The organism is Streptomyces sp. NPDC091377 (assembly GCF_044757045.1).
Classification (GTDB): domain Bacteria; phylum Actinomycetota; class Actinomycetes; order Streptomycetales; family Streptomycetaceae; genus Streptomyces.
On sequence record NZ_JBIVUE010000004.1, the window covers coordinates 133,183 to 155,993 of the forward strand.

The following is a 22,811-nucleotide window of genomic DNA, read 5'->3' on the forward strand; positions in this document are numbered from 1 at the left end:
GAAGGGGACGCGATGGGTGTGTACAACGTGCACGAACGTCTGCTGGCCGCGGAGTCGGACGAGGTGGGGGCGCTGATCGACGGCCTCGCCGGGGCCGGCGACGCGCTGTGGCCGCACCACGCGTGGCCCGCGATGCGCTTCGACCGCCCCCTGTCCGTCGGCGCGCCCGGCGGGCACGGCCCGGTCCGCTACACCGTGACGTCCTACGTCCCCGCCACCTGGGTGCGCTTCACCTTCGACGCGCCGCGCGGCTTCGAGGGCTTCCACGAGTACACCGTCACCGCCGTCGACGAGCACCACACCCTGCTGCGCCACACCCTGGCCATGCGCACCCGCGGCCCGGCCCGTCTCACCTGGCCCCTGCTGTGGCGGCACCTGCACGACGCGCTCCTGGAGGACAGCCTCGACCGCGCCGAGAGGGCCGCCCGGACGGCACCGGCCCGTCCGGCGCGGTGGAGTCGCTACGTCAGACTCCTGCGCGGCGCCCTCCGGGTCGCGGGGAACGTCACGGCGATCCGGCGCCGCGGATAGCGGAATCGTGCGTCGGCCGAAAAAGCATTCTCTTTCGGGACAGTTCGACCGCGCCTCTTGTGATTGGTGTGTACCAATGGAATCCTCTGGTACAGACCAGCGCCCAACACCCCATGGTGGGGCGGGTGTTGTCGTCCAGATCCTCCCGACGGCCCTACACGTACGAGAGTGAGCCCCTATGTCTTCCGCACGCCGCCGCATCGCCGCAGCTTCCGTGGTCGTGTCCGCCGCGACGTTCGCGTCCCTGGCCCCCACGCCCGCGAGCGCGCACGGCTCCGTGTTCGGTCCGGTCAGCCGGGTGAGCGCCTGTTTCGCCGAAGGCCCGGAGACGCCGAAGTCCAAGGTCTGCAAGGATCTCGTCGCCGATTCGGGCACCCAGCCGCTGTACGACTGGAACGAGGTGAACATCGCCAACGCCAACGGCAAGCACCAGCAGATCATCCCCGACGGCAAACTCTGCTCCGCCAACCGCACCAAGTACCGCGCCCTGGACTGGGCCCGCACCGACTGGCCCGCCACCACCGTGGCCGCCGGCTCCTACAACTTCAACGTGCGGATCACCGCGGCCCACCTGGGCACCATGACCATGTACATCACCAAGCCCGGCTTCGACCCCACCAAGCCCCTGAAGTGGTCGGACCTGGACCAGACCCCGGTGGGCACCTACGCCACACCGCGCGCCAGTGACAACGGCTACTACCGCTTCACCGGCGCCCTGCCCGAGCGCACCGGCCGCCACATCATCTACAAGGTCTGGCAGCGCCACGACAGCCCCGAGGCGTTCTACGGCTGCTCGGACGTGGTCTTCGGCACGGCGGCGAACGCGGCGAACGCGGCGGCCAAGGCGCCGGCGAAGGCTCCGACCGAGGCGAAGATCGACGCGGGCGCCTCCCGTTCGACCGTCAGCCACTCGGGCCACGGCGGCGACGAGCAGGCCCCCGCACTGGTCTCCGCCGAGTCGCAGACCGCCGACTCCCCGCTGACGGGCGCCGTGGCCTGGTCCGCGGGCGCCGCCATGTTCGCCGCGGGCGCCCTCCTCTTCGGCCGCAACCGCCGCAAGACCGGCTGAGGCCCGCATCTGACTGAGGCCCGCTTTCTGAGCGAGGCCCGCTTCTGAAGGACACGGGGCGGGAATTCTGCCCCGGCAAGGATCGTGAGGGAGGGCGGCGGCGTGGACGGCAACGTCCGCGCCGCCGCCCTTCCGCGTGGGCGAGAACAATGAGGGTCGGGCATGAGAAAGGCCCGACCGAGAGCGGGAATCCTGGCTGAACTGAGGAGGCACTCTTCGCCAGTTCCGGCCTGCGCGGCGGCGCGCCGCATTCCTTCCGACGCCCCGCCTGTGAGAGGCCATGGGGCGTATTGACCGGGAGACACACCGCCCCCTGAGAAGTCGGCTGAGGAGCGCGAAAAGTTCCCCTTGGTGAGTACTGAATCCCATCGGTCTCATTGGGTGGGACATCCGGTGAATTCACCCACTGATCCCTTAGCAACGGGACTTCGGGTGCGAAGATGAAGCCCGTCATGGATGCCAGGTGGTACGCGCGTACGGTACGGGCCGCACTGTTCGCGGCTGTGTGTGTGCTGCTCGTCGCCGTCGGGCACATCGTGATGTCGGGCTGTGCCGTGCCCTGGTGGGCCCTGCTCGCGGGGGGCCTCGCGACGGGCGCCGCCAGTTGGGCGGTGGCCGGCCGTGAACGCGGGCTGCCGGTGATCGTGACCCTCGTGGTCGGGGCCCAGACGATGCTCCACTGGGGCTTCTCGCTCGCGCAGGCGGCCGTGGCGCCCCCCGCCGGTGACCCGGGCGCGGCGCCGGCGGATTCCATGGGGCACGACATGTCCTCGATGGACATGGGCTCCATGAACGCCCCCCTGGACGTGAGCGGCATGGACATGAGCGGCCTGCCCGCGCACTCCATGTTCACGCAGATGCACCTGGCCATGGGCCACTCGGCGCACCTGGGCACCAAGGCCGAGGACGGACCCGGGCGTTGGCTGATGGCCGGTATGCCGTCGCTCGGCATGGCCGCGGCCCATCTGGCCGCCGCCGTGCTGTGCGGCCTGTGGCTCGGCTACGGCGAGCATGTCGCCTACCGGCTGCTGCGCGCCGTGGCCGGATGGCTGGCCGCGCCGCTGCGACTGGTGCTCGTCCTGCCCGCGCTCGCACGCCGCCCGCGCCGCCTGGTGCGGCGGACGCATCCGCGCCCGGCGCCGTACCGGCTCCGCCTCGTGCACGCGATCACCACCAGAGGGCCCCCTTCGAGGGCCGCTGTCCTCTAGAACAGCAGGTTCTCCCGAGGTCGCTCCCGGGGGTCGTCGGTTCGTCGGCTCCCGGCCTCGGTCCGCGGTCGTGCCCCGCACGGCCGCTCTCCCCTTGATGCAGGAACGGCAGGCCCGCACGCCTGCGTTCCCCGCGTGATCCATGAAGGACATCAGGTGCTCACTCCTGCCCTGCCCGCATTACGCGGGCTCCGCACGACGCGCAAGAAGCACGACAGGACCGAAGAGGTCGATCAACTGATCACCGGTTGGGCACTGGCCGCCCGGGGCGGTGACGCGGACGCCGTCGAGCGGTTCGTCCGCGCCCTGCACCACGACGTCCTGCGCTACGTCGCCCGCAGATGCGCCGACCCGCAGTCGGCGGACGACCTGGCCCAGGAGACGTTCATACGGGCCCTGGGCAGCCTGCACCGGTTCGAGGGACGTTCCTCGGCCCGTACCTGGCTGCTGTCGATCGCGCGCCGGGCCGTGATCGACGACTTCCGGCGGGCCGCCGCCCGCCCCCGGCTGTCCGACCGACAGGACTGGCGCCGGGCCGCCGAACAGAACCAGCCGGTCGACGTGCCCGGGTTCGAAGAGGGCATCGCACTGCTCGACCTGCTGGCCACGCTGCCGGACGAGCGTCGCGAGGCGTTCCTCCTCACCCAGTTGCTGGGCCTGTCGTACGCGGAAGCCGCCGAGGTCACCGGCTGCCCCGTCGGGACCATCCGTTCGCGGGTGGCGCGGGCCCGCGCGACCCTGCTGGCGCTGCTCGCCGACCCGGACCGGTCACCCGGGGACAGCGATGAGCCGCTTCCGGCCATCCAGCCGCCCCACCCGGCGGTGGTGGTCCCGGCTGCCGCGGCGGCATGACCAGGAGGCTCGGTGCGCGCCCCGCAGGGGTGGACACCGAGCCTCACCTGGGCTCTTTCGCGGCCTCGCGGGGCGGCGAACGGATGGCGCGGGCGACCTGGGGCGGTACCGGGACCCGTGACGCGCACGTCATTCCTTCGGGTTCTTCACGTCGCACCACTCGGGCTGCGGCCTCTCCTCGTGACACGATGGAGCGTCAACTGGTCGTGGTTCAGGGAGAGTTGGTGACACCGTCGCGATGGGATCCTCGCTGACCCTGGGTGTTTTCGTGTTCGAGGACGCCGAGGAACTCGATGTCGTCGGCCCCTGGGAGGTGCTCGGTTTCTGGGCCGCGCACATCGCCACGACCCCTGTCCGGCTGGTCACGGTCGGCCGGGAGGAGGGGTGGGTGCGCTGCGCCAAAGGGCTGCGCCTGGGCGTGGACCACACCCCCGCCGCGGCTCCCGCGCTCGATGTGCTGATCCACCCGGGCGGCGACGGCACGCGCGCGCTGACCGGCGACGACGCGCATCTCGACTGGCTCAGGGAACTGCACGGCCGAGGGGTGCTGCTGGCGAGCGTGTGCACCGGTTCGCTCGTGCTGGCGGCGGCCGGACTGCTGGAGCGCCGCCCCGCGACCACCCACCGCGAGTACGTCGGGGAACTGGCGGCCTTCGACGCCACCATCGACGTCCGTGCCGCAGAACGGTATGTGGACGACGGCTCCGTCGTCACCAGCGCCGGGGTCTCCGCCGGTATCGACATGGCCTTCCACCTGGTGGAGCGGCTCGACAGCGCGCGGGCGGCGGCCGAGGTCCGCCAGGGCACTCAGTACGACCGCCCCGTCATCTGACCTCGGCCGCCGACCGTCGGCCCCGCTCCTCGGCCGCTGACTGTCCGCTCCGTTCCTCGGCCGCCGACCGTCCGCTCCGTTCCTCGGCCGCCGCCTCGGCGGCGAGGGGCTGCGCCGCGTAGGTGACGCGTACGACGCCGTCGGCGTGGCGGTCGGCGGTGGCGGCCACGCCGAACACCTCGCGCAGCAGACCGGGGGTCAGCACGTCCAGGACCGGGCCCGCCGCCACCACCTGGCCCGCGTCGAGTGCCACCAACTGGTCGCACAGGCGGGCGGCCAGGTCCAGGTCGTGCAGGACGGCGAGGGTGGTGATGCCGGTCGCCCGGATGAGGTCGAGGAGTTCGAAGCGGGCGCGGACGTCGAGATGGTTGGTGAGTTCGTCCAGGACGAGGAGCCGGGGGCGTTGGGCGAGGGCGCGCGCCAGCAGCACGCGCTGGCGTTCGCCTCCGGACAGACAGGTGACGTCCCGCTCGGCCATGTGCCGGATCCCGCACAGGTCGAGGGCCTCGTCCACGGCCCGGTGGTCCTCCGCGCCGTCCCGGCCGATGAGTCCGTGGTGCGGGGTGCGGCCGAGGGCCACGATCTCGGTGACGCACATGCCGGCCGGGCTGCCGCCGGTGTCCTGGAGCACGGCGGCGGTACGGCGGGCGGCGGTGCGTGCGGTCAGTCCCCATACGTCGTCGCCGTCCACCCGCACCACGCCGCGGTGCGGGCGCAGCGAGCGGTAGACCGTGCGCAGCAGGGTGGACTTGCCGCTGCCGTTGGGGCCGATGAGGCCGACGATGTGGCCCGGCTGGGCCTCCAGGGTCACATCGCTCAGGATCGGACGGTGGCCGAGTTCGACATGGATCTGTTCGACGGTCAGCTTCATGCGGTGTCCAGGCTCTTGTTGCGGCGCAGCAGCCACAGGAAGAAGGGGGCCCCGAACAGGGCGGTGAGGATACCGAGGGGCAGTTCGTTGGGGCGGTTGACGGTGCGGGCGAGCAGGTCGACCACGACCAGGTAGATGGCGCCGACCAGGGCGGCCTGGGGGAGCAGTCTGCGGTGGTCGGCGCCGGTCGTGAGGCGTACCAGGTGGGGGATCATCAGGCCGACGAAGCCGATTCCGCCGGCGACGGCGATGACCGTACCCGTCACCAGGGAGGACAGCAGCAGCAGTACGGCGCGCAGCCGGTGGACGTCGACGCCGAGGGCGGTGGCGGACTCGTCGCCGACGAGCAGGGCGTTGAGGCGCCGGCCGAAGAGGGTCAGGACCACGGTGGTGACGAGGACGACGGTGGTGACGACGGGAAGCTGTCCCCATTGCGCGCCCGCGACACTGCCCAGCATCCAGAACATGACGGTGCGCAGTTCGGTCGGGGTGGCCTGCAGTTGCAGATAGCTGGTGGCGGCCAGGAACAGATAGCCCACGGCCACCCCGGACAGGACCAGCCGGGTCGGTGCGAGGCGTCCCTGCTTCTGGCCGAGGAGGAAGACCAGGCCGGCCGCCGCGGCGGCACCGAGGAAGGCCGCCGAGGACACCCCGAGGCCGCCGAGCGCGCCGCTGGTGAGGATGATGACGAGCACGGCACCGAGCGACGCGCCGGACGAGACACCCAGCACGTAGGGGTCGGCGAGCGGGTTGGCGACGACGGCCTGGAGGACCACACCGGCGATGGCCAGCCCCGCACCGACCAGTGCCGCCAGTACGACGCGCGGGGTGCGGAAGTTCCAGACGATCTGGTCCGTGGCGGGGTCGGCGACCGCCCCGCCGCCGGTCACATGGGTCCAGATGATCCGCCACACCTCACCCACCGGGACGGTCACGGTGCCGATGCTGATCGCGACGATCATGGCGCCCAGGAGTACGACCAGCAGTGCGGCCAGGACGAGTGCGGGGTTCAGCCGTTCGCGTCGGCCCGGTCCGCTCGCACCGACCGCGGGTGCAGCATCTCGGCGATCCTCGACACGGCCAGGTCGTTGCTGGGCCCGAGGTAGATCGAGTCGGACAGCACCAGGGAGCGTTTGTTCTTCGCGGCCGGCCACTGGGGGAACTCCTTGAGCAGATCGCGGGCGTAAGCCTCGGGGTCCGGGTCGTTGTAGCTGATCACCACGAGGGCATCCACCCGCGCGGCGGCGACCTTCTCCTTGCTCAGGTCGGCGAAGGCGGTCGTGGACGCGGAGGAGAAGGCGTTGGCGCCTCCCGCCTTGGCGAGGATGTCGTTCCAGATGCCGTGGGCCGCGATGGAGCTGAAGTCGTTGCCGCCCATGCTCATATTGGAGAAGACCACCATGACCTGGGGCTTCTTCTCATCCTTCACCTTGGCCGACACCTCGCCGATCCGCTCGCGCGACGCGGTGATGAGCTTCTCGGCGCGGTCGCCGACGTTGAAGATCTTCCCGAGGTCCCGCAGCAGTCGATAGCTGTCCTCGACCGTCATCCGCGAGGTGTCCTGGTCGCACCCCTGCGGGGACACATAGGTACGGGCGCCGACGGTCTTCAGGTCGTCGCGGGTCGCGAAGCCGTTCTTGGCGTCGAAGCCGTACGACGTGGTGGACAGCACCAGGTCCGGGCCCAGGCCCAGCATCGCCTCCCGGGGGACGTCGTAGGCGTCGTTGACCGTGATGTCGCCGGTGGGCAGCTTCTCGATGGCCGAGGCCCGGCCCGGGACCTCGGAGCGTCCGTAGGACTGCCCGTTGGCGACGATGCGGTCACCGAGCCCCAGCGCCAGCAGCGCGGAGACCTCGGCGACGGAGGCTCCGTTCATCACGACCACCCGGCGGGGCGCCTCGGTGTAGGTGGTGGTCTCCCCGCAGTTCTTGAGGGTGACCGGATACCCGGGGGCGCTCGTCCCCCCGGCGGTGTCGACCGCCGGGGGCGACGAGGTCCCGCATGCCGTGGCGGTCAGGCACAGGGCGCCGGCCAGGGCCAGGGCCACGGCAGCGGGCCGTTTGGTCTGCACACGATCTCCTTGGGACGGGAAGGACTCCGCTCAAGTAGTCGGTGCGGGGCGGGTGTCAGTTCCCGGAAGGTCAGGCGTTCCGCCCTTCGGGGGGTGGCAGGATTCCGCTTCTCACCCCGTGGTCGAGATAGCGGAACATCAGCGCGCGGTCGGCGGGCCGGCAGGTGATGCCGGTGCCTTCGAGTCCGCGCAGCACGTTGTCGGCCCGGACGCGGCCCAGCGCCAGCTCCGCCTCCGTGTCCTCCTGGGCGGTGAGGGAATCGAAGAACGCTCCGGTCGTCGCCGCCACATCGGCCGAGCGGGGCAGTTCGCTGCGCCACCGCGCCAGGGGGAGCTGCCGGACGGCGTACCCGTACTCCCGCACCCAGTCGTACACGTCGGTCAGCCGGACGGGCGCGACGGGGGCGTGGTTGAAGACGGTCCCGGGCGCGGCGGTCAGGGAGAGCCGTACGACGGCGCGGGCGACGTAGTCGGCCGGGGTCCACACCTCGGCGTCGAACAGGTCGGGCACGATGCCGGCGGGGACACCGGAGGCCAGGACGCTCCACAGGAAGTCCCGCCGGTTCACCTGCCCGGTGTCCGTCGCCCCGGTGACCCGGCCCAGCCGGTGCAGGGTGACGGGCAGACCGCGTTCGGCGGCCTGTTCCAGGAGGCGTTCGGACGCCCACTTGGACTGCTGGTAGCCGCTGATCAGCCCCGGATGCGGCGGGAAGAACGTCTCGGACACCTCCTTGCTGCGGCTGCGCGGCGGGGCCACGGACAGGGTCGACACCAAATGCACCGGGATCGAACGGGCGGACGCCATCCGCAGCAGCTGACGGGTGGAGTCGGTGTTGGCGGCGCGCAGACTGCCGTAGTCGCGCATGATGCTGACCGTCGCCGCGTTGTGGATGACGGCGTCGCACGTCTCGGCCAGTTCCGCGAGGCGGGCGGCCCCCAGCCCGAGGTCCGGGCGGGAGAGGTCGGCGGGGACGGCGGTGATCCGTCCGGCGCCCGCCGGGAGCGCGATGTCCTGCGCCGCCAGGGCCTGCCGGATGCGCTCCGCGGCCTCGCCGGGGGTCGCGGCCCGGACCGGGCAGACGATCTCGGCGTCGGTGGTGGCGAGCAGTTCGGACAGCAGATGGGGGCCCACGAACCCGGTGGCGCCGGTGAGCAGCACGGTGCGGGGCGCTCCGGTCGGGCGGCGGCCGGTGCCGGGCCGGATGTCGTCCTCCAGGACGGCGTCGGCCAGGACGGCGTCGGCCAGCGCGGCCGTGGCCACCGGTGGGTCCTCGCTCCGCTCCAGGCGCCGTGCGAGGTCGGTGGCGGTCGGATGCTCGAACAGCCAGGCCACGCGGACCTCCCGCCGCAACTCCACGCCGAGCCGGTTGGCGACCTGGATCGCCTGGAGCGACTGGGCGCCGAGGTCGAAGAAGTCGTCCTCGGGAGTCATGTCCTCCAGACCCAGGGTCCGGGCCCACAGACGGATGATGGCCGCCTCCAGGCCGCCGCCCTCCCTCTCCTGGCCGCCGCCCTCCCTCTCCGAGCCGCCCCCGTCCCTCTCCGAGCCGCCACCCTCCCTCTCCGAGCCGCCCCCCTCCCTCTTCCGGCCGCCGCCGTCCGCTTCCAGGCTCCCGCCATCCGGCGCCGGACCGGCAGTCCGCTGCCCCCCGGCCGCGCTCAGGGCGTTCCGGTCGATCTTCCCGGTGCTGGTGCGGGGCAGCCGGTCGGTGAATTCCACGGCCGACGGCACCATCGCCGCCGGCAGGACCGCCCGCAGCCCCTTCCGCACCTCGGCGGCGGTGGGCCGGGGACCCTCCACGACGAGATGGGCGGCGAGCCGGCGGGTCCCGTCCGGCAGCACCTGCCCGACGACGGCGGCTTCGCGGACGCCCGGCCGGACGAGGAGGGCGGCCTCCACCTCGGAGGGATGGACACGATGCCCACTGATCTTGAACTCGTCGTCCGCCCGCCCGAGGAAGCGGAGCTGTCCGTCCTCCCCGACCCGCACCAGATCCCCGGTACGGAAGGCCCGTGGGCTGCCCGGCAGTTGGGGAAGCGGGGCGAACCGGGCGTCGTCCGCGGCGTCCGCGCCGCGGTAGCCCAGGGCCAGCGCGTCGCCGAGGAGATGGAGTTCACCGCCGACGACGGCGGTGCGCATGCCGGGCAGCGGCACCCCGATCGGTACGTCACCGGCGTCCGCGGGCGGTTCGTGGAGGGCGGCGACCGTGGCCACCACCGTCGCCTCGGTCGGACCGTAGGTGTTGAAGAGCCGTACCGAGGTTCCGACCGTCTTCCGCCAGCGGTCGACGCGTTCGGGCAGGGCGGCCTCTCCGCCGATGATGACGGTCCGCACCCCGTCGGGCAGCGCGGCGCTCCCGGTGGAGACCGCGTAGGCCAGTTCGTGCCAGTAGGCCGTGGGCAGGTCCAGGACGCTGATCCGCAGCGCGTCGGCCGCACGCAGGAAACGGGGCACCGACTCGGTCATCGCGGCGTCGCGTACGACGAGGGTGGCGCCGGTGCACAGGGTGAGGAAGACCTCCTCGACACTGGCGTCGAAGTGCAGGGGCGCGAACTGCAGGACGCGGTCCTCGCGGCGCAGCCCGTAGCGGTGTGCGGCACCCGCGACGAAGGTCGCCAGCGCGCCGTGGCTGATCTCCACGCCCTTGGGCCGGCCGGTGGAGCCGGAGGTGTGGATGAGGTAGGCCAGGGCGTCCGCCTGCGCGGGCGGGGCGAGCGGGGCCTCGGTGTCGTCGCCGGGGACGTCCAGCAGGAGGGTGGGGTGGGGCGCGTGACGTGCGGCGTCCGCGGCGCGGGTGAGGACGACGGAGGGCGCGGCGTTGTCCAGGAGCGCCCGCGTCCGTGGCTCCGGGGCGTCGGGGTCGAGCGGGCAGTACGCGGCGCCCGACAGCAGGACGGCCAGGATGGCGGTGACGGCGTCGACACCGCGCGGCAGGGCGACGGCCACGACCGCGCCGGGGCCCACTCCGCGGGCGGCGAGCCGTCGCGCGAGCCGCCGCGCGGAGCCGAACAACTCCGCGTAGGTGATGCTCTGTCCGGCGTGCTCGACGGCGGTGGCGCCACCGCGCCGGGCGGCGTGGTCGGCGATGAGGCCCAGCACCGGCCGCGCGGGACCGGGCAGCGGGCCCCCGTCCAGGACGGTGTACGGGCGCCGCCCGATCGCGCGGTCCGGCGCGGCCAGCGCCTCGCGCAGCAGCGTCAGCAGCCCCTGCTGGTGGGCGGCGAGGTCCGCCTCGTCGTAGAGGTCGGGGTTGGCGTCGACGGCGAGGCGCAGGCCCGCGCCCTCGGCCCGGTCGTACACATTGACCGCGAGGTCGTCGACGGGTCCCGCAGAGACGTTGTGGACGGTGCTGCGAAGGCCCGCGAAGCGGAGGTCGTACTCGAACGGCATGATGTTCACGCCCGGCCCCGACAACTGCCGTTTGCCGCCGACCAGTTTCAGGTCCCGCCGCAGTTGCTCGTAGCGGTACCGCTGGTGCGGCCGGCCGGCCCGCAGTTCCGCGGCCACCCGGAGCGACAGGTCCCGCAGGCTGTCCCGCTCACCCACCGCGACCCGCAGCGGCAGGATGTTGCGCACCATGCACGGCACCCGCAGCGACACCGACCCGAGGCGGCCCATGGCCGGCAGGCTCAGCACGACCTCGGGGGCGCCGCTGACCCGGTGCAGGTAGGCGGCGGTGACGGCGAGCAGGGGATCGGACCATGTCACCGACAGCTCGTCGGCCACGGCCCGCAGCCGCTCGGTCTCGCCCGGGTCCAGGTCCACGACCCGGCGCAGGAAGGTGCGGGCGGGAAGCGCCTGTTCGGCGGCGAGACGGGGGACCGCCGGTCGGTCCGCGAAACGCTGGTTCCAGTAGGCGCGGTTCTTGGCGAAACGCTCCGAGGCCCGGTAGGCGTCCTCTTCCTCCCGGACCGACTCCAGGGTGCCGAAGCCGCTCTCGCCCAGCGGGGCGTCCGCCACCAGGGCCGTGTACACCTGGGCCACGCGCTGCGCGACCAGGGACAGACCGAAGCCGTCCAGTGCGATGTGGTGGACGCGGTGGTACCAGAGGAACACGTCGGGGGCCGTCCGCAGCAGGGCGTGGCCGAAGACCGGGTCGCGTTCCAGGTCGAGGGGGCGGGCGAGGTCCCGGGCCATCCAGTCGAGGGCGGCCCGGTGCGGGTCGTCGGCGGTGGTCAGGTCGAGGAGGTGCGGTTCCCACGCGATGTCGGGCACGCTCACCTGCCAGGGCCGGCCCGACTCGTCGGTGACGAAGCGGACGTTCAGCGCCTCGACCTCCGTCACCGTGTGGCGCAGGGCCTTCTCGAAGGCCGTCGCGTCCACCTCGCCGTGGATGCGTACGTACTCGGCGGTGTTGTAGGCGGGGCTGTCCGGATCGAGATGGTGCCCGCTCCAGATGCCCTCCTGGGCCGCGAGCAGGGGATGGCGCTCGGCGCGCGGATCAGACGTCGGCACGGGTCGCTCCCGCCTGACGTTCGGACAGCAGCTGCCACCAGGCACCGAAGGAGGTGCGCTCCGCCAGTTCGATGAAGCTCACCTCTGCGCCGGCACCGCGCCAGCGCTCGGCGAGGGTGGTGATGCGCAGCGAGTCCAGGCCCGCGTCCAGGGGGTTCTCGGTGAGGTCGACGTCGTCGGGGTGCTGGTGCAGGAACTCCGCCAGATCCGCGCGGAAGGCGGCCGGCGTCAGGGGCTCAGGCATGGGGTTCTCTCTCGGTAGCTGCACGGGGAGGGCGAGTGCCGCTCAGTTGACCTTGCGGTCGGCGTCGTTCCAGAAGCGGTCGCGCAGGGCGCGGCGGAGGATCTTGCCGCTGGGATTGCGCGGGACGTGGGCGATGAACTCGTAGGCCGCGGGCAGCTTGAAGGCGGCCAGCCGGTCGACGAGGAACCGGTGCAGGTCCCGCGGGGAGGGCTCCCGCCCGGCCACGGGTACGACGAAGGCGTGGACCTTCTCGCCCCACCGCTCGTCGGGCGCGCCCACGATCACCGCCTCGGCCACCCCGGGGTGGCGCTCCAGGGCGTTCTCGATCTCGGCGGGGTAGACGTTCTCGCCCGCGACGAGGATCGCGTCCTTGATGCGGTCCTGGATGAAGACATAGCCGTCGTCGTCCACGTACCCGGCGTCGCCGGTGTGGATCCAGCCGTCGACCAGGGTCTCGGCGGTCTTGCCGGGCAGCGCCCAGTACTCGACCATGTGGGCCGGGGTGGCCAGGCAGATCTCCCCGACGGCGCCCGTCGGCAGCTCCTTGCCCTCCCCGTCGATGACCTTGCTGCCGATCCCGGGGTACGGGTGTCCCGCGGCCTTCATCCGGGGGTGGCCGGGGATGTGGTCGGCGGGCGGCAGGCAGACGGCGGTGTTGCCGGTCTCGGTCAGCCCGTAGATCTGGGCGAACTCGCTGCCGAACAGGGCCAGGCTCTCTTCGAGGAGGGCCTCGGAGATCGGCGACCCACCGTAGACGATCTTGCGGAGCGTGGTGAAGTCGTCCGGCTCCACACCGGGTTCGCCCAGCATCATGCGCAGCATGGCGGGGACCACGCACGCGGTGGTGACGCCCTTGTCGCGGATGAGGTCGATCGCCTCCCGGGGCGCGAAGGCCCGCATCGACGCCACGGTCACGCCCGCGTTGAAGTTCTGGGTGGCCCACCACAGGCCGCCGACGTGGAATCCGGGGATACCGACCAGGGCGATGTCGCCGGCGCGCCAGTCGATCCAGTCCAGTCCCGCGCCCGCCAGCGCGTCGCGGACGGCGAAGAAGCTCCGGTGGGCGAGGACGACGCCCTTGGGCAGTCCGGTGGTCCCGCTGGTGTAGAGCTGGGCGACCGGGGTGTCGGGGGTGGGGGAGAGGGCGGGGTCGGTGTCCGGGTGCCCCGCCGTCCAGGCGGCCGGGCCGGTCCCCTCGGCCAGCCGGACGACCGTCTTCGGCGGGGCGGTCGGCAGCCGGTCCAGGACGGGGCCGAACTCGTCCTCCAGGAAGAGGAGATCGCTGCCGGAGTCCTGGAGGATGTGGCTGACCTCGGGGGCGGTCAGCCGCCAGTTGATGGGCACCAGCACGGTCTCGCTCTTGGCGCAGCCGAAGAGGATCTCGTAGTAGTGCTCGGACTCTTTGCCCAGGTAGGCGACCCGGGCGCCGGGAGCCGCCCCCGTCGCCCGGATGGCGTGGGCGACACGGTTGCTCTCGCGGTGCAGCCGGGCGTAGGTGAGGGCGCGGTCCTCGCAGACGACGGCGGTGACCTGCGGGCTGTGTGCGGCGTGGAAGCGCGCGGTGTCCACGAGGGTCGTGAGCTGGGGGTGGTGCAGCCTGTCGCCGCGGGGTGTCCCGGGCGCGGACGGTTCGCCCATGGGCGGGCCTGCCTCTCGATGTGCTCTCGGTCTGCCGGGAGGGCGTGCCGCCACCGGACGGGGTGGCGGCACGCCGCGGTGCGGTCGGGCGGCTACGGGGCGTTGACGAAGGCGAGTTTCACGGTGCCGTCGCACCGTCCGCCGGCGTCGTCCCAGTACCGGTACGCGGTCTCGGCGACGAGCAGCGGTTCGCCGCCCGGCGTCCGCCGCTCCACGGACAGGAACTCGATCTCGCCCGAGAAGGAGCGGGCGTTGATGGGGCGCCGGAAGCTGCCGCTGAAGCGGGCGATGAGGATGTCCGGCAGCTGATGGCGCCAGTAGTCGTCCATCGACCAGCCGGCGAACTCCTCCAGCAGCCCCTCTTTCACCGCCTTGGCGACGGTGTAATACATCATCTGGTTGTAGCTGATGTTGACTTCGACGGCGTTGAGGTGGCCGGTGTCGTCGATGTAGCAGGACTCCGGGATGGCCAGTTCACAGCGCGCGGACACGAGGCTGGTGCGGGTGCTCACCGCCGCGGACAGCAGGTACTTGCAGTGCGGCTTGTACGGCCGCAGCACCAGGGGCAGCAGTTCGTCGTCGTTCTCGTGGTCCTGCGCCGGCGGCTTGTGCTGGAGGGTCGTGCCCATCTCAGGCGGCCTCGTCGTAGAGCTTGCGCGCGTCGTGCACGGTCACCCGGAAGGAGACGGTGGGCTCGGGGGTGGTGGTGTGCCGGGCGCGGTGGATCAGGCTGCGGTTGTCCCAGACCAGGAGGTCGCCCTTCTCGAAGGTCTGGAGATGGATGTTGGGGTGGTCGAAGGTGTCGTCGAGCTGGCCGGTGGCCTCGAAGAGCCGCTGGAGGAGGTCGGTCTCCAGCGGCTTGCCGTCCGCGTCCTCCAGGCCGAGGGTGAAGCCCTCACTGATGTAGAGGATCGTTTCGCCGGTCATGGGGTGGAGGAAGGTGCTGGGCTTCACCACCGGCGGGGTCTTGGTGTCGACCTCCTCGATGACCTCCGAGATCGGCCGGTAGACGTCCGAGGGCCGGATCTTGAAGTACTTGCGCACCGAGTGCTGGGAGAAGGTGCCCGACACCTCCTTCTTGAGGTCCTCGGGAAGCTGCTCGTACGCCTTGCCCATGTCGATGAAGTAGGTCCCGCGGTTCTTCTCGGGGACGACCTGCGGGTAGATGAAGGTGAGGCCGAAGGGGTCCGGCATGAACTGGTAGTCGGCGTGCCAGAACTTCCCGGTCTTCGGCACACCGATCTGCTTGCCGTCCTTGGGCACGTTGGAGGAGACGAATATCTCCTCGACCTCGGGGTGCTGGTACATCGGTTCGTAGTACGTCTCGGGGCGGCCGAAGAGCTGACCGAGCTTCAGGAGCTGACGGGGCTCCAGGTGCTGGTCCTTCAGGACGACGATCTTCTTGGTGTAGACGGCCTCCTTGATGGCGTCGACGTCCTGCGCGGAGGCGGTGGCGTGGTCGAACCCTTCGACCGCGGCGCCGATCTCGGTGTGCGTGACTTCCTTGATCTGCATGGTCCCTGCTCTCAATGGGGGTGGTGGGGCGCCGGTGGGACCGGCTGCTAGGCGAGCTTCGCGTCGATGAGCCTGGTGGTCGCCGCGAGGGTGAGGTCTTCCTCAAGCTCGTTGTCGGCGATGTGGACGCCGAGGTCGCGCTCGATGCGCATGCTGATCTCGACCATCGTCAGCGAGTCGACGTCCAGTTGGGCGAAGGTCACGTCCGGGCTGATCCGGTCGCGCGGGGCGTCGTGCAGTTTCGTGACGATCTCGACCAGCTGGTGGTAAGTGGTGGTCATGGCTCCTGCGTTCCTCCTGTGTCGTGCGGCTGCCGGGGTCGGGCGAGCGCGGGCCACGTCAGGAGGCAGGACCCCCAGGTGAACCCGCCGCCGAACGCGGTGAGCAGTACGCGTTCGCCCTCATGGATGGTGTTGCGGGCCGCCGCATCGGCCAGGGCGAGCGGGATGGATGCGGCGCCGGTGTTGCCCACGGACCCGACGTTGGTCACCAGTCGTTCCGGGGGCAGTCCGAGGTCCTCCGCCACCGAGCGCAGGATGCGCAGGTTGGCCTGGTGGGGGACGATGCGGTCGACGTCGTCGACCTTGTGGTCGCTCAGCGTCAGGGTGGCGCGGGCGGAGGCCGTCATCCGGGTGACCGCGTGCCGGAAGACCTCCTTGCCGCTCATGGTGAACCAGTGGTCCCGCGCGTCGACCGGACGGGACGTCGAGCGCTGCCGCGAACCACCGGCGGCCACCATGATCAGTTCCTCGCCGGCGCCGTCGCTGCCGAGGTCGAAGTGGCCTACGGCGCCGGGTTCGTCGGCGTGGCCGGCGCGCAGGACGACGGCTCCGGCCCCGTCTCCGAAGATGACGGCGTTGGTCCGGTCGTCCGGGTCGACGATCGTGGAGTAGGTGTCCGCGCCGATCAGCAGGACGCGGTCGGCCACACCGGCCGCGACCAGCCCCGCGGCGGAGGCCAGTCCGTAGACGAACCCGGTGCAGACGGCGCTGATGTCGAAGGCCGCCGCTCCCGTCAGACCGAGACGGTCGGCCACCAGAGGGGCGGTGGCCGGGCACAGCCGGTCCGGGGTGGTCGTGGCGACGACGACCGCGTCCACGTCGGCCAGGCCCGCGGAGCGCAGTGCCCGCCGCCCGGCCTCCACCGCGAGATCGGAGGTGGCCTGGCCGGGCGCGGCGACGTGACGCTGACCGATACCGGTACGGGACCTGATCCAGCTGTCGCTGGTGTCGAGCCGTCGGGACAACTCCTCGTTGGTGACCACCCGCGGCGGGAGCCAGCCGGCGAGCCCGCACAGGACGGCGGCGCGAGGGCGGGGCGGGGCAGGAGGAGCGGGCATGCCGACCGGGCGGTCGAAGGTGCTGTACACAGGGGGCTCCTAGGTCTCCAGGCACGCTGGAGGAAGGTCCGGAACGTTCGGAGGAGAGGGGAGGACGGACCTGCTCAGATGTCCGCGCGCCTGCGGAGGAGCAGCAGGGCCACGGCGCCGAGACAGACACCGGCGGCGATGACGAGGACGGCGGCCCGGATGCCGGCCAGCAGATCGGCGGACGCCTGGCCGTGCCCGGCGGTGCCGGCGACGGCCACCAGGACGGCCAGGCCCACGGCACTGCCCACCTGAAGCGTCGTCGAGGCGAGGCCCGACGCGATGCCCTGGTCCTGGGCGGGGACACCGGTCGAGGCGGCGATCCACATACCCGTCCAGGTGGCGCCCTGCCCGAGGCTGATCAGCACGATCCCCGGCAGCAGCCGGACGTAGGAGCCGTCGGCACTGAACGAGAGGGCGAGGAGGAGGGCGCCGGCCGCGCCGCTCACCAGTCCGCCCAGCAGGGTGTTCCGTACGCCCAGCCTGGCCACGGCCAGCTCGCCGACCTTCGTCCCGGCGGCCACGACGACGGCCGGCACGAGGAAGGCGGCACCTGTGACCATGGCGCTGTAGCCGTGCACGGTCTGGAAGTAGAGGGTCAGGAAGTACGGCAGTGAGCTGAACGTGGCGCTGAACAGCGCGGTCAGCACCATGGCGGCGCGCAGCCCGCGGTGCCGGAACAGGCGCCCCGGCGTCAGCGGTGCCCGGGTCCTCGCCTCGACCAGGACGAACAGGGACAGCGAGAGCACCGAGAGGGCCGCGCACACCAGGACACCGCGGCTGCTCCAGCCGGCCTCCGGCGCGTGGATGAGGACGAACACGAGCAGCGTGATGCCGACGGTGGCGGTCAGGGCGCCCGGGAGGTCGAAGTCCCGCTGCCGGGGCAGGGGTCCGTCCGGCGGGAAGAGGAACGCGCCGGCCAGGGCGACGGCGGCGCCCAGCGGGACGTTGACGAGGAACACCGCGGGCCAGCCGAAGGCGCCGACGAGCACCCCGCCCAGCAGCGAGCCGAAGCACAGTCCGCCGGCGCCGGCGGCGCCCCACGCGGCCAGCGCCCGGTTACGGCTGGGGCCCTCCTCGTACAGGGTGTTGATGAGGGAGAGTGCGGCGGGGAACAGCAGCGCGCCGCCGATGCCCTGCACCGCGCGCACCGCGACCAGCACACCCGCCGACTCCGACAGCCCGCCCACCAGTGAGGAGATCGCGTACAGCAGCGCGGCGACGACGAAGATCCGGCGCCGGCCCAGCAGATCGGTGGCCCGCCCGCCGAGGAGCAGGAACCCGCCGGTCGCCACGACGTAGGCGCTGACCACCCACTGCAGATCCTGCCCCGAGAAGCCGAGCGCGCTGCCGATGCTGGGAAGGGCGACGTACACGATGTTGTAGTCGAGCGAGATGACGAGTTGTGCGGCGGCCAGGACCAGCAGCGGCAACCCGAGGCGCTGACGGGAAGGAGCGGATGGCGAATTCACTGCGGACATTACGGAACGTTCCCCCTAAGAATCCGTCCCCTGGAAGTGCAGGGCGGCGGCTCACCCTCCGGATCTTGGTTCACGTCCGGCGCCCGCCACAAGCACTCTCCCCTCGTTTTCGGACTGGCTTGCGAGTTGGTTGCGGGAATCCTTCACTCCTTTTTCACAGTCGGCGCGTCGAACCCGGGGCGGTCGTGTGGACGTTCCGGGAACATGCCGGATGAGCAGGGGTTTCTTGTGACCGGAGGGCGTGCCGGACGCATATGCTGACGCTGGGGCTATGGTTTCCCCGGTCAACAAGTCGGGCTGGGGGGTCTGCTAGTTCCAGCCTTCTCGGACGATTCTCAACACGTCATGGATGGCTGGTTCCAGTACCCTCATAATCCCGTTGAATCTGCCTTCGGTATCGTTCGGGACGATCCGGGGTGTGATATTTCGAAAGGGCGGATGAAGTCTTATTTATAGGGAGTCGGATGGTGGAGGCGTCTGGTTCCCGGCGACAGGGCGGTTTTTTGTCACACGCCCGGGTTCGGCTATTCACCATGTACCCCCCTACCGTATGTACGCATGGAGAAGTCGAAGCGTGCCCCTTTCGTCCCGCCGGCCTTACTGGGATTCGTCGTCCTGCTTGTCTCGTTGACGGCGTTGTCGTATGTCGTGGGACGCATGGCGGGTCCGGTGGCCCCCGGCATGCACCGCGTCGTGCCGGCGTCCGAGGAACCGCGGGAGCCGGGCATGCCGGGGATGCACGGTCTCGGCCCGGCCGACCGTGAGGTACGGGTGACGCGATGACCACCGCCGATCACCGTGAGACCGCCGACGGGGCCGACACGACCACCGATCTGCTGGTCGGCGGGATGACCTGCGCCGCGTGCGTGGCCCGGGTCGAGAAGAAGCTGGGCCGCCTGGAGGGGGTGACCGCGACGGTCAACCTGGCCACCGGGCGGGCCCGCGTCGCCCACCCCGCGTCGGTGACCCCCCAGCAGTTGGTCACCGTCGTGGAGAGCGCCGGCTACACCGCCGAACTCCCGCCACCGGCCGACGAACACGGCACCGGCACCGGCACGGACCCCGGCACCGACCCCGAGCGGCGGGCGAAGGGCGCGGGCGTCGGCGAACGGGGCCGACTGCTGATCACGGCGATGCTGTCGCTGCCCGTCCTCCTGCTCTCCATGGTCCCCTCCCTCCAGTTCGACTACTGGCAGTGGGTCTGCTTCAACCTGGCCGTCCCGGTGGTGGGATGGAGCGCGTGGCCGTTCCACGCCCGGGCCCTGAAGGGGCTACGGCACGCCACCGCCACCATGGACACCCTGGTCTCCCTCGGCGTGCTCGCCTCCTTCGCCTGGTCCACCTACGCCCTGTACTTCGGCGGCGCGGGCGAAGTGGGCATGCGGATGCCGTTCAGCCTGGTCCCCGAGGCCGGCGACGCGGGCGGGCACCTCTACCTGGAAGCGGCCGTGAGTGTGCCGCTGTTCGTGCTGGCCGGCCGCTACCTGGAGGAACGCGCCAAGCGCGGCACCGGAACCGCGCTGCGCTCACTCGCCGAACTCGGCGCCAAGGACGTCGAGTTGCGCGACGGCGGACAGGGCGAACGGGTCCCGGTCTCCGCGCTCCGGGTCGGCCAGGAGTTCCTCGTACGACCGGGGGAGAAGGTCGCCACCGACGGGGTGGTCACCGACGGCAGCTCCGCCCTGGATCTGTCCCTGGTGACCGGCGAGAGCGTGCCGGTGGAGGTCGGGCCGGAATCGGCCGTGGTGGGCGGAGCCGTCAACGCGGGCGGACTGCTGGTGGTCCGGGCCACGGCGGTCGGTGCCGACACCCAGCTCGCCCGGATCACCCAGCTGGTGAGCGACGCGCAGGCGGGCAAGGCCCGTATCCAGCGGCTGGCCGACGCCGTCGCCGGGGTCTTCGTCCCCGCGATCGTGACCGTGGCCGGTACGGTCCTGGGGTTCTGGCTCGGCGCCGGGGTGGAGCCCGCGGCGGCCGTGACCGCGGCGGTCGCCGTCCTCGTCGTCGCCTGCCCCTGCGCGCTCGGCCTGGCCACCCCCACCGCCTTCATGGCCGCCACCGGCCGGGGCGCCCAACTCGGCGTCCTGCTCCGGGGACCGGAGGCGCTGGAACGGCTGCGGCACATCGACACCGTCGTCTTCGACAAGACCGGCACCCTCACCACCGGCCGGATGACCCTCGCCGCGACGACGGTCGTCGCCGGGGAGGACACGGACGCGGTCCTCCGGCTGGCCGGGGCGGTCGAGTACGGCTCCGAGCACCCCATCGGCCGGGCCGTCGCCGCCGCGGCCCGCCAGGCGGCGGACGGGGGCCGGCTGCCGTCGGTGGCCGACTTCCGGGCCGTCGCCGGTGTCGGCGTCCGGGGCCGGGTCGACGGCATCGAGGTCGCCGTGGGCCGCCCGCGCCCCGACACCCTGCTCCCGGACCCGCTCCAGCAGGCCCTGGACGACGCCCACGCCCGCGCCCGCACCGCCGTGGTCGTGGAGAAGGACGGCCGCCCGGTCGGCGTCCTCGCGGTCGGCGACACCCTGCGGCCCTCCAGCTACTCCGCCGTACGGCACCTGCGCAAGCTGGGCATCGAGCCCATCCTGGTGACCGGCGACGGTCCGGCCGCCGCGCGCGCGGTGGCCGAGCAGGTCGGCATCGCCGAGGTGCACGCCGAGATCACCCCGGAGGGGAAGAGCGCCATCGTCGCGAAGCTGCGGGACGAGGGGCGCCGGGTGGCCGTCATCGGCGACGGGGTCAACGACGCCGCCGCCCTCGCCTCCGCCGACCTGGGCATCGCCATGGGCGGCGGCACCGACGCGGCGATCGGCGCCGCCGACATCACCCTCGTACGCGAGGACATGCAGGCGGTGGTGGCGGCCGTACAGCTCACCCGCCGCACCCTGCGCACCATCCGCGCCAACCTCGTCTGGGCCTTCGGCTACAACGTCGTCACCGTCCCCCTGGCGGCCACCGGCTGGCTCAACCCGATGTTCGCCGCCGTCGCGATGTCCGCCAGTTCGGTCCTCGTGGTCGCCAACAGCCTCCGGCTGAGGGCCTACGCGCCCCCGAGGGGCGGCCACCGATCCGCCGCCGGCCAGGACGGTCCGGCCCCGCGGTCCGCCGCGGGCGGCGCGCCCGCCTCGCACCTGGAGGAGATCCGATGAGTTCCGCACCGTCCACCGACCCGGCCGAACGCCCGTCACCGCCCCGGCGCCGGAAGATCTCCGGCGCCCTGAGCGCCGCTTACGTCCCGGTGGTCACCTGCGTGACGGCCCTGATGCTCCTCATGGCCTACACCGCGACGGGCGCGGCCGGTGAACCGCCGGCCCGGATCAGCGTCAGCAACGCCCGCATCTTCGTCTCTTCCAACTCCGTCAACACGGCGGCCTTCTTCGACATCACCAACACCGGGCCCACCGGCGACGTACTGAAGTCCGTCTCCTCGGCGGAACTCGGGTCCACCATGCTGGGCCGGCGGGTCACCGAGGACGGAGCGGGACGCATGGAGGCGCTCCCCAGCCTCACGATCCCGGCCCGGAGCCGGGTGACCATGTCGCCCTACGGCGTCGACGTGATGGTCCTGGACCCGCCGAAGCTGAAGGTCGGGGACGTCGTCCGCTTCGACCTGTGGTTCCTCGGCTCCGGCCGGGTGAGCGTCGACGCGGTGGTGGTGCCCCCGCAGATGTGACGGGCCCGGGTGACGAGACCGCCGCCCCGGCCGCCCCGGCCGCCCCGGCCGCCTCGGCGCCTCGGCCCGGGGCGCGCCGGCCCATCAGCTTGCGGCGCGTCAGCCCATCAGCTTGCGGATCTCGGTGACGGCCGCGACGAGGGCCTTGCGCTCGGGGACGGTGGTCTCCGGGTGCCACAGGTCCACGAGCAGGCAGGTGCGCGGGCGCGTCCCGTGGTTCCACGCCTCGTGCTCGAAGGAGTAGTCGAAGAGGAGGCAGGTGCCTTCCTCCCACGACCGCCGCTCGCCCGCGACCGCGATCCCGCAGTCCTCGGGGATGTCGACCGCCAGATGCAGGTTGATGCTGAAGTTCCACAGGTCGCAGTGGGGGGCGATCGCCGCGCCGGGGAGCAGGGTCGAGAAGTGGGACTCCAGCAGCGGGCAGAGCTTCCCGGTGTCGACCGCCTCCTCCTTCAGGACCTGGAAGGCGGTCGGCACCGTGTCGGCCGACTCGCTCACCAGGCCGCCCTCGCGGAAGAGATAGAGGGCCTGCCAGTCCGACTGACGCGTGAGGTAGTGCTCGTAATCGGAGAAGGCGCCGCGCCGGGCGGCCCAGGCGGTCTCCAACTCCTTCTTGATGGTGGCATGGTTCGCCTCGAAGGCATGCACCACGGGCGCCAGTTCCGGATGGCCGTACGGATCGTGCCAGGGCTGCTGGGAGATCCCGGGCAGAATCCACTTCGCGCCTTTCTGCAGCGGGTGCCGGTCCCCCTTTCCCGCCGCCAGCATCTGCTCGACCCGGGTGATCGAATCCGATCCGTGCTCACTCCTGATCGCGTCGAAGGCGTTGTCTATCTCCGGGGTCATGAAATCTCCAGGGTCCGAGCCTCACGGTGCGTGCATACCGTGGGGAGGCTACCCAGGACATACCCCTCCCGTCCTGGGGAAAAAGACCCGGTCGGGCCGGTGCGGGGGCGCAGTGGACGGCACGTATGGCGCAATGCGCCGGTAGTGCTTCCACC

At 71.8% G+C, this 22,811-nt stretch carries 19 protein-coding genes; 7 read left to right on the top strand and 12 right to left on the bottom strand.

The window, feature by feature from the left end; genetic code table 11:
• Positions 1-12: 12 nt before the first annotated feature.
• The 5 genes from ACIQNG_RS10975 to ACIQNG_RS10995 all read left to right on the top strand — a co-directional run bounded on the left by ACIQNG_RS10975 (position 13) and on the right by ACIQNG_RS10995 (position 4,492).
• Positions 13-531 carry an SRPBCC family protein gene (locus tag ACIQNG_RS10975; protein WP_401484037.1) on the top strand — a complete coding sequence of 173 codons (519 nt, stop codon included), beginning with the start codon at positions 13-15 and terminating at the stop codon, positions 529-531.
• 178 nt (positions 532-709) lie between these two features.
• Positions 710-1,600: a lytic polysaccharide monooxygenase gene (locus ACIQNG_RS10980; RefSeq protein ID WP_401484039.1), complete on the top strand. Its 891-nt coding sequence runs from the start codon at positions 710-712 to the stop codon at positions 1,598-1,600.
• Positions 1,601-2,052: 452 nt separating this feature from the next.
• On the top strand, positions 2,053-2,808 hold the full coding sequence (locus ACIQNG_RS10985; RefSeq protein ID WP_401484040.1) for a hypothetical protein: 756 nt from the start codon (positions 2,053-2,055) through the stop codon (positions 2,806-2,808).
• A gap of 156 nt (positions 2,809-2,964) precedes the next feature.
• Positions 2,965-3,660, top strand: a complete 696-nt coding sequence (locus ACIQNG_RS10990; RefSeq protein ID WP_401484042.1) for a sigma-70 family RNA polymerase sigma factor — start codon at positions 2,965-2,967, stop codon at positions 3,658-3,660.
• A gap of 238 nt (positions 3,661-3,898) precedes the next feature.
• Positions 3,899-4,492, top strand: a complete 594-nt coding sequence (locus tag ACIQNG_RS10995) for a DJ-1/PfpI family protein (protein ID WP_401425659.1) — start codon at positions 3,899-3,901, stop codon at positions 4,490-4,492.
• Here ACIQNG_RS10995 and ACIQNG_RS11000 read toward each other — a convergent pair.
• The 11 genes from ACIQNG_RS11000 to ACIQNG_RS11050 all read right to left on the bottom strand — a co-directional run bounded on the left by ACIQNG_RS11000 (position 4,485) and on the right by ACIQNG_RS11050 (position 18,134).
• Positions 4,485-5,363 (bottom strand): ABC transporter ATP-binding protein, encoded by an 879-nt coding sequence (locus tag ACIQNG_RS11000; protein WP_401484044.1) that lies wholly within the window; start codon positions 5,361-5,363, stop codon positions 4,485-4,487. The genes ACIQNG_RS10995 and ACIQNG_RS11000 overlap by 8 nt on opposite strands.
• On the bottom strand, positions 5,360-6,325 hold the full coding sequence (locus tag ACIQNG_RS11005; protein WP_401425665.1) for a FecCD family ABC transporter permease: 966 nt from the start codon (positions 6,323-6,325) through the stop codon (positions 5,360-5,362). Before ACIQNG_RS11005 ends, ACIQNG_RS11000 begins: the two co-directional genes overlap by 4 nt.
• Before the next feature lie 47 nt (positions 6,326-6,372).
• Positions 6,373-7,434, bottom strand: coding sequence for an ABC transporter substrate-binding protein (locus ACIQNG_RS11010; protein WP_401484047.1), 1,062 nt, complete (start codon positions 7,432-7,434; stop codon positions 6,373-6,375).
• A gap of 70 nt (positions 7,435-7,504) precedes the next feature.
• Positions 7,505-11,890, bottom strand: a complete 4,386-nt coding sequence (locus ACIQNG_RS11015; RefSeq protein ID WP_401484048.1) for an amino acid adenylation domain-containing protein — start codon at positions 11,888-11,890, stop codon at positions 7,505-7,507.
• Entirely contained in the window at positions 11,877-12,134 is a 258-nt protein-coding gene (locus tag ACIQNG_RS11020) for a phosphopantetheine-binding protein (RefSeq protein ID WP_401484050.1), read from the bottom strand. The genes ACIQNG_RS11015 and ACIQNG_RS11020 overlap by 14 nt, the downstream gene beginning before the upstream one ends.
• A 42-nt stretch (positions 12,135-12,176) precedes the next feature.
• Positions 12,177-13,772, bottom strand: a complete 1,596-nt coding sequence (locus ACIQNG_RS11025) for a long-chain-fatty-acid--CoA ligase (protein ID WP_401484052.1) — start codon at positions 13,770-13,772, stop codon at positions 12,177-12,179.
• Positions 13,773-13,864: 92 nt separating this feature from the next.
• Positions 13,865-14,401 carry an FcoT family thioesterase gene (locus ACIQNG_RS11030; RefSeq protein ID WP_401425676.1) on the bottom strand — a complete coding sequence of 179 codons (537 nt, stop codon included), beginning with the start codon at positions 14,399-14,401 and terminating at the stop codon, positions 13,865-13,867.
• A 1-nt stretch (position 14,402) separates the two neighbouring features.
• Positions 14,403-15,287 carry a TauD/TfdA dioxygenase family protein gene (locus tag ACIQNG_RS11035; protein ID WP_401484054.1) on the bottom strand — a complete coding sequence of 295 codons (885 nt, stop codon included), beginning with the start codon at positions 15,285-15,287 and terminating at the stop codon, positions 14,403-14,405.
• Between the two features lie 47 nt (positions 15,288-15,334).
• Positions 15,335-15,568, bottom strand: a complete 234-nt coding sequence (locus tag ACIQNG_RS11040) for an acyl carrier protein (RefSeq protein ID WP_401425681.1) — start codon at positions 15,566-15,568, stop codon at positions 15,335-15,337.
• Positions 15,565-16,626 carry a beta-ketoacyl-ACP synthase III gene (locus ACIQNG_RS11045; protein ID WP_401426396.1) on the bottom strand — a complete coding sequence of 354 codons (1,062 nt, stop codon included), beginning with the start codon at positions 16,624-16,626 and terminating at the stop codon, positions 15,565-15,567. The genes ACIQNG_RS11040 and ACIQNG_RS11045 overlap by 4 nt, the downstream gene beginning before the upstream one ends.
• Positions 16,627-16,730: 104 nt before the next feature.
• The gene (locus tag ACIQNG_RS11050) at positions 16,731-18,134 is read right to left on the bottom strand and encodes an MFS transporter (RefSeq protein WP_401425683.1); all 1,404 of its coding nucleotides are present in this window, start codon (positions 18,132-18,134) and stop codon (positions 16,731-16,733) included.
• A gap of 779 nt (positions 18,135-18,913) precedes the next feature.
• On the opposite strand from ACIQNG_RS11050, the gene ACIQNG_RS11055 reads away from it, so the two are divergent.
• Both ACIQNG_RS11055 and ACIQNG_RS11060 read left to right on the top strand, forming a co-directional pair.
• Positions 18,914-21,286 carry a heavy metal translocating P-type ATPase gene (locus ACIQNG_RS11055; RefSeq protein ID WP_401484056.1) on the top strand — a complete coding sequence of 791 codons (2,373 nt, stop codon included), beginning with the start codon at positions 18,914-18,916 and terminating at the stop codon, positions 21,284-21,286.
• Positions 21,283-21,810 carry a copper chaperone PCu(A)C gene (locus tag ACIQNG_RS11060; RefSeq protein ID WP_401484058.1) on the top strand — a complete coding sequence of 176 codons (528 nt, stop codon included), beginning with the start codon at positions 21,283-21,285 and terminating at the stop codon, positions 21,808-21,810. Before ACIQNG_RS11055 ends, ACIQNG_RS11060 begins: the two co-directional genes overlap by 4 nt.
• A 99-nt stretch (positions 21,811-21,909) precedes the next feature.
• On the opposite strand, the gene ACIQNG_RS11065 is transcribed toward ACIQNG_RS11060, so the two are convergent.
• Entirely contained in the window at positions 21,910-22,656 is a 747-nt protein-coding gene (locus ACIQNG_RS11065; RefSeq protein ID WP_401425689.1) for an aspartyl/asparaginyl beta-hydroxylase domain-containing protein, read from the bottom strand.
• Positions 22,657-22,811 lie beyond the last annotated feature (155 nt).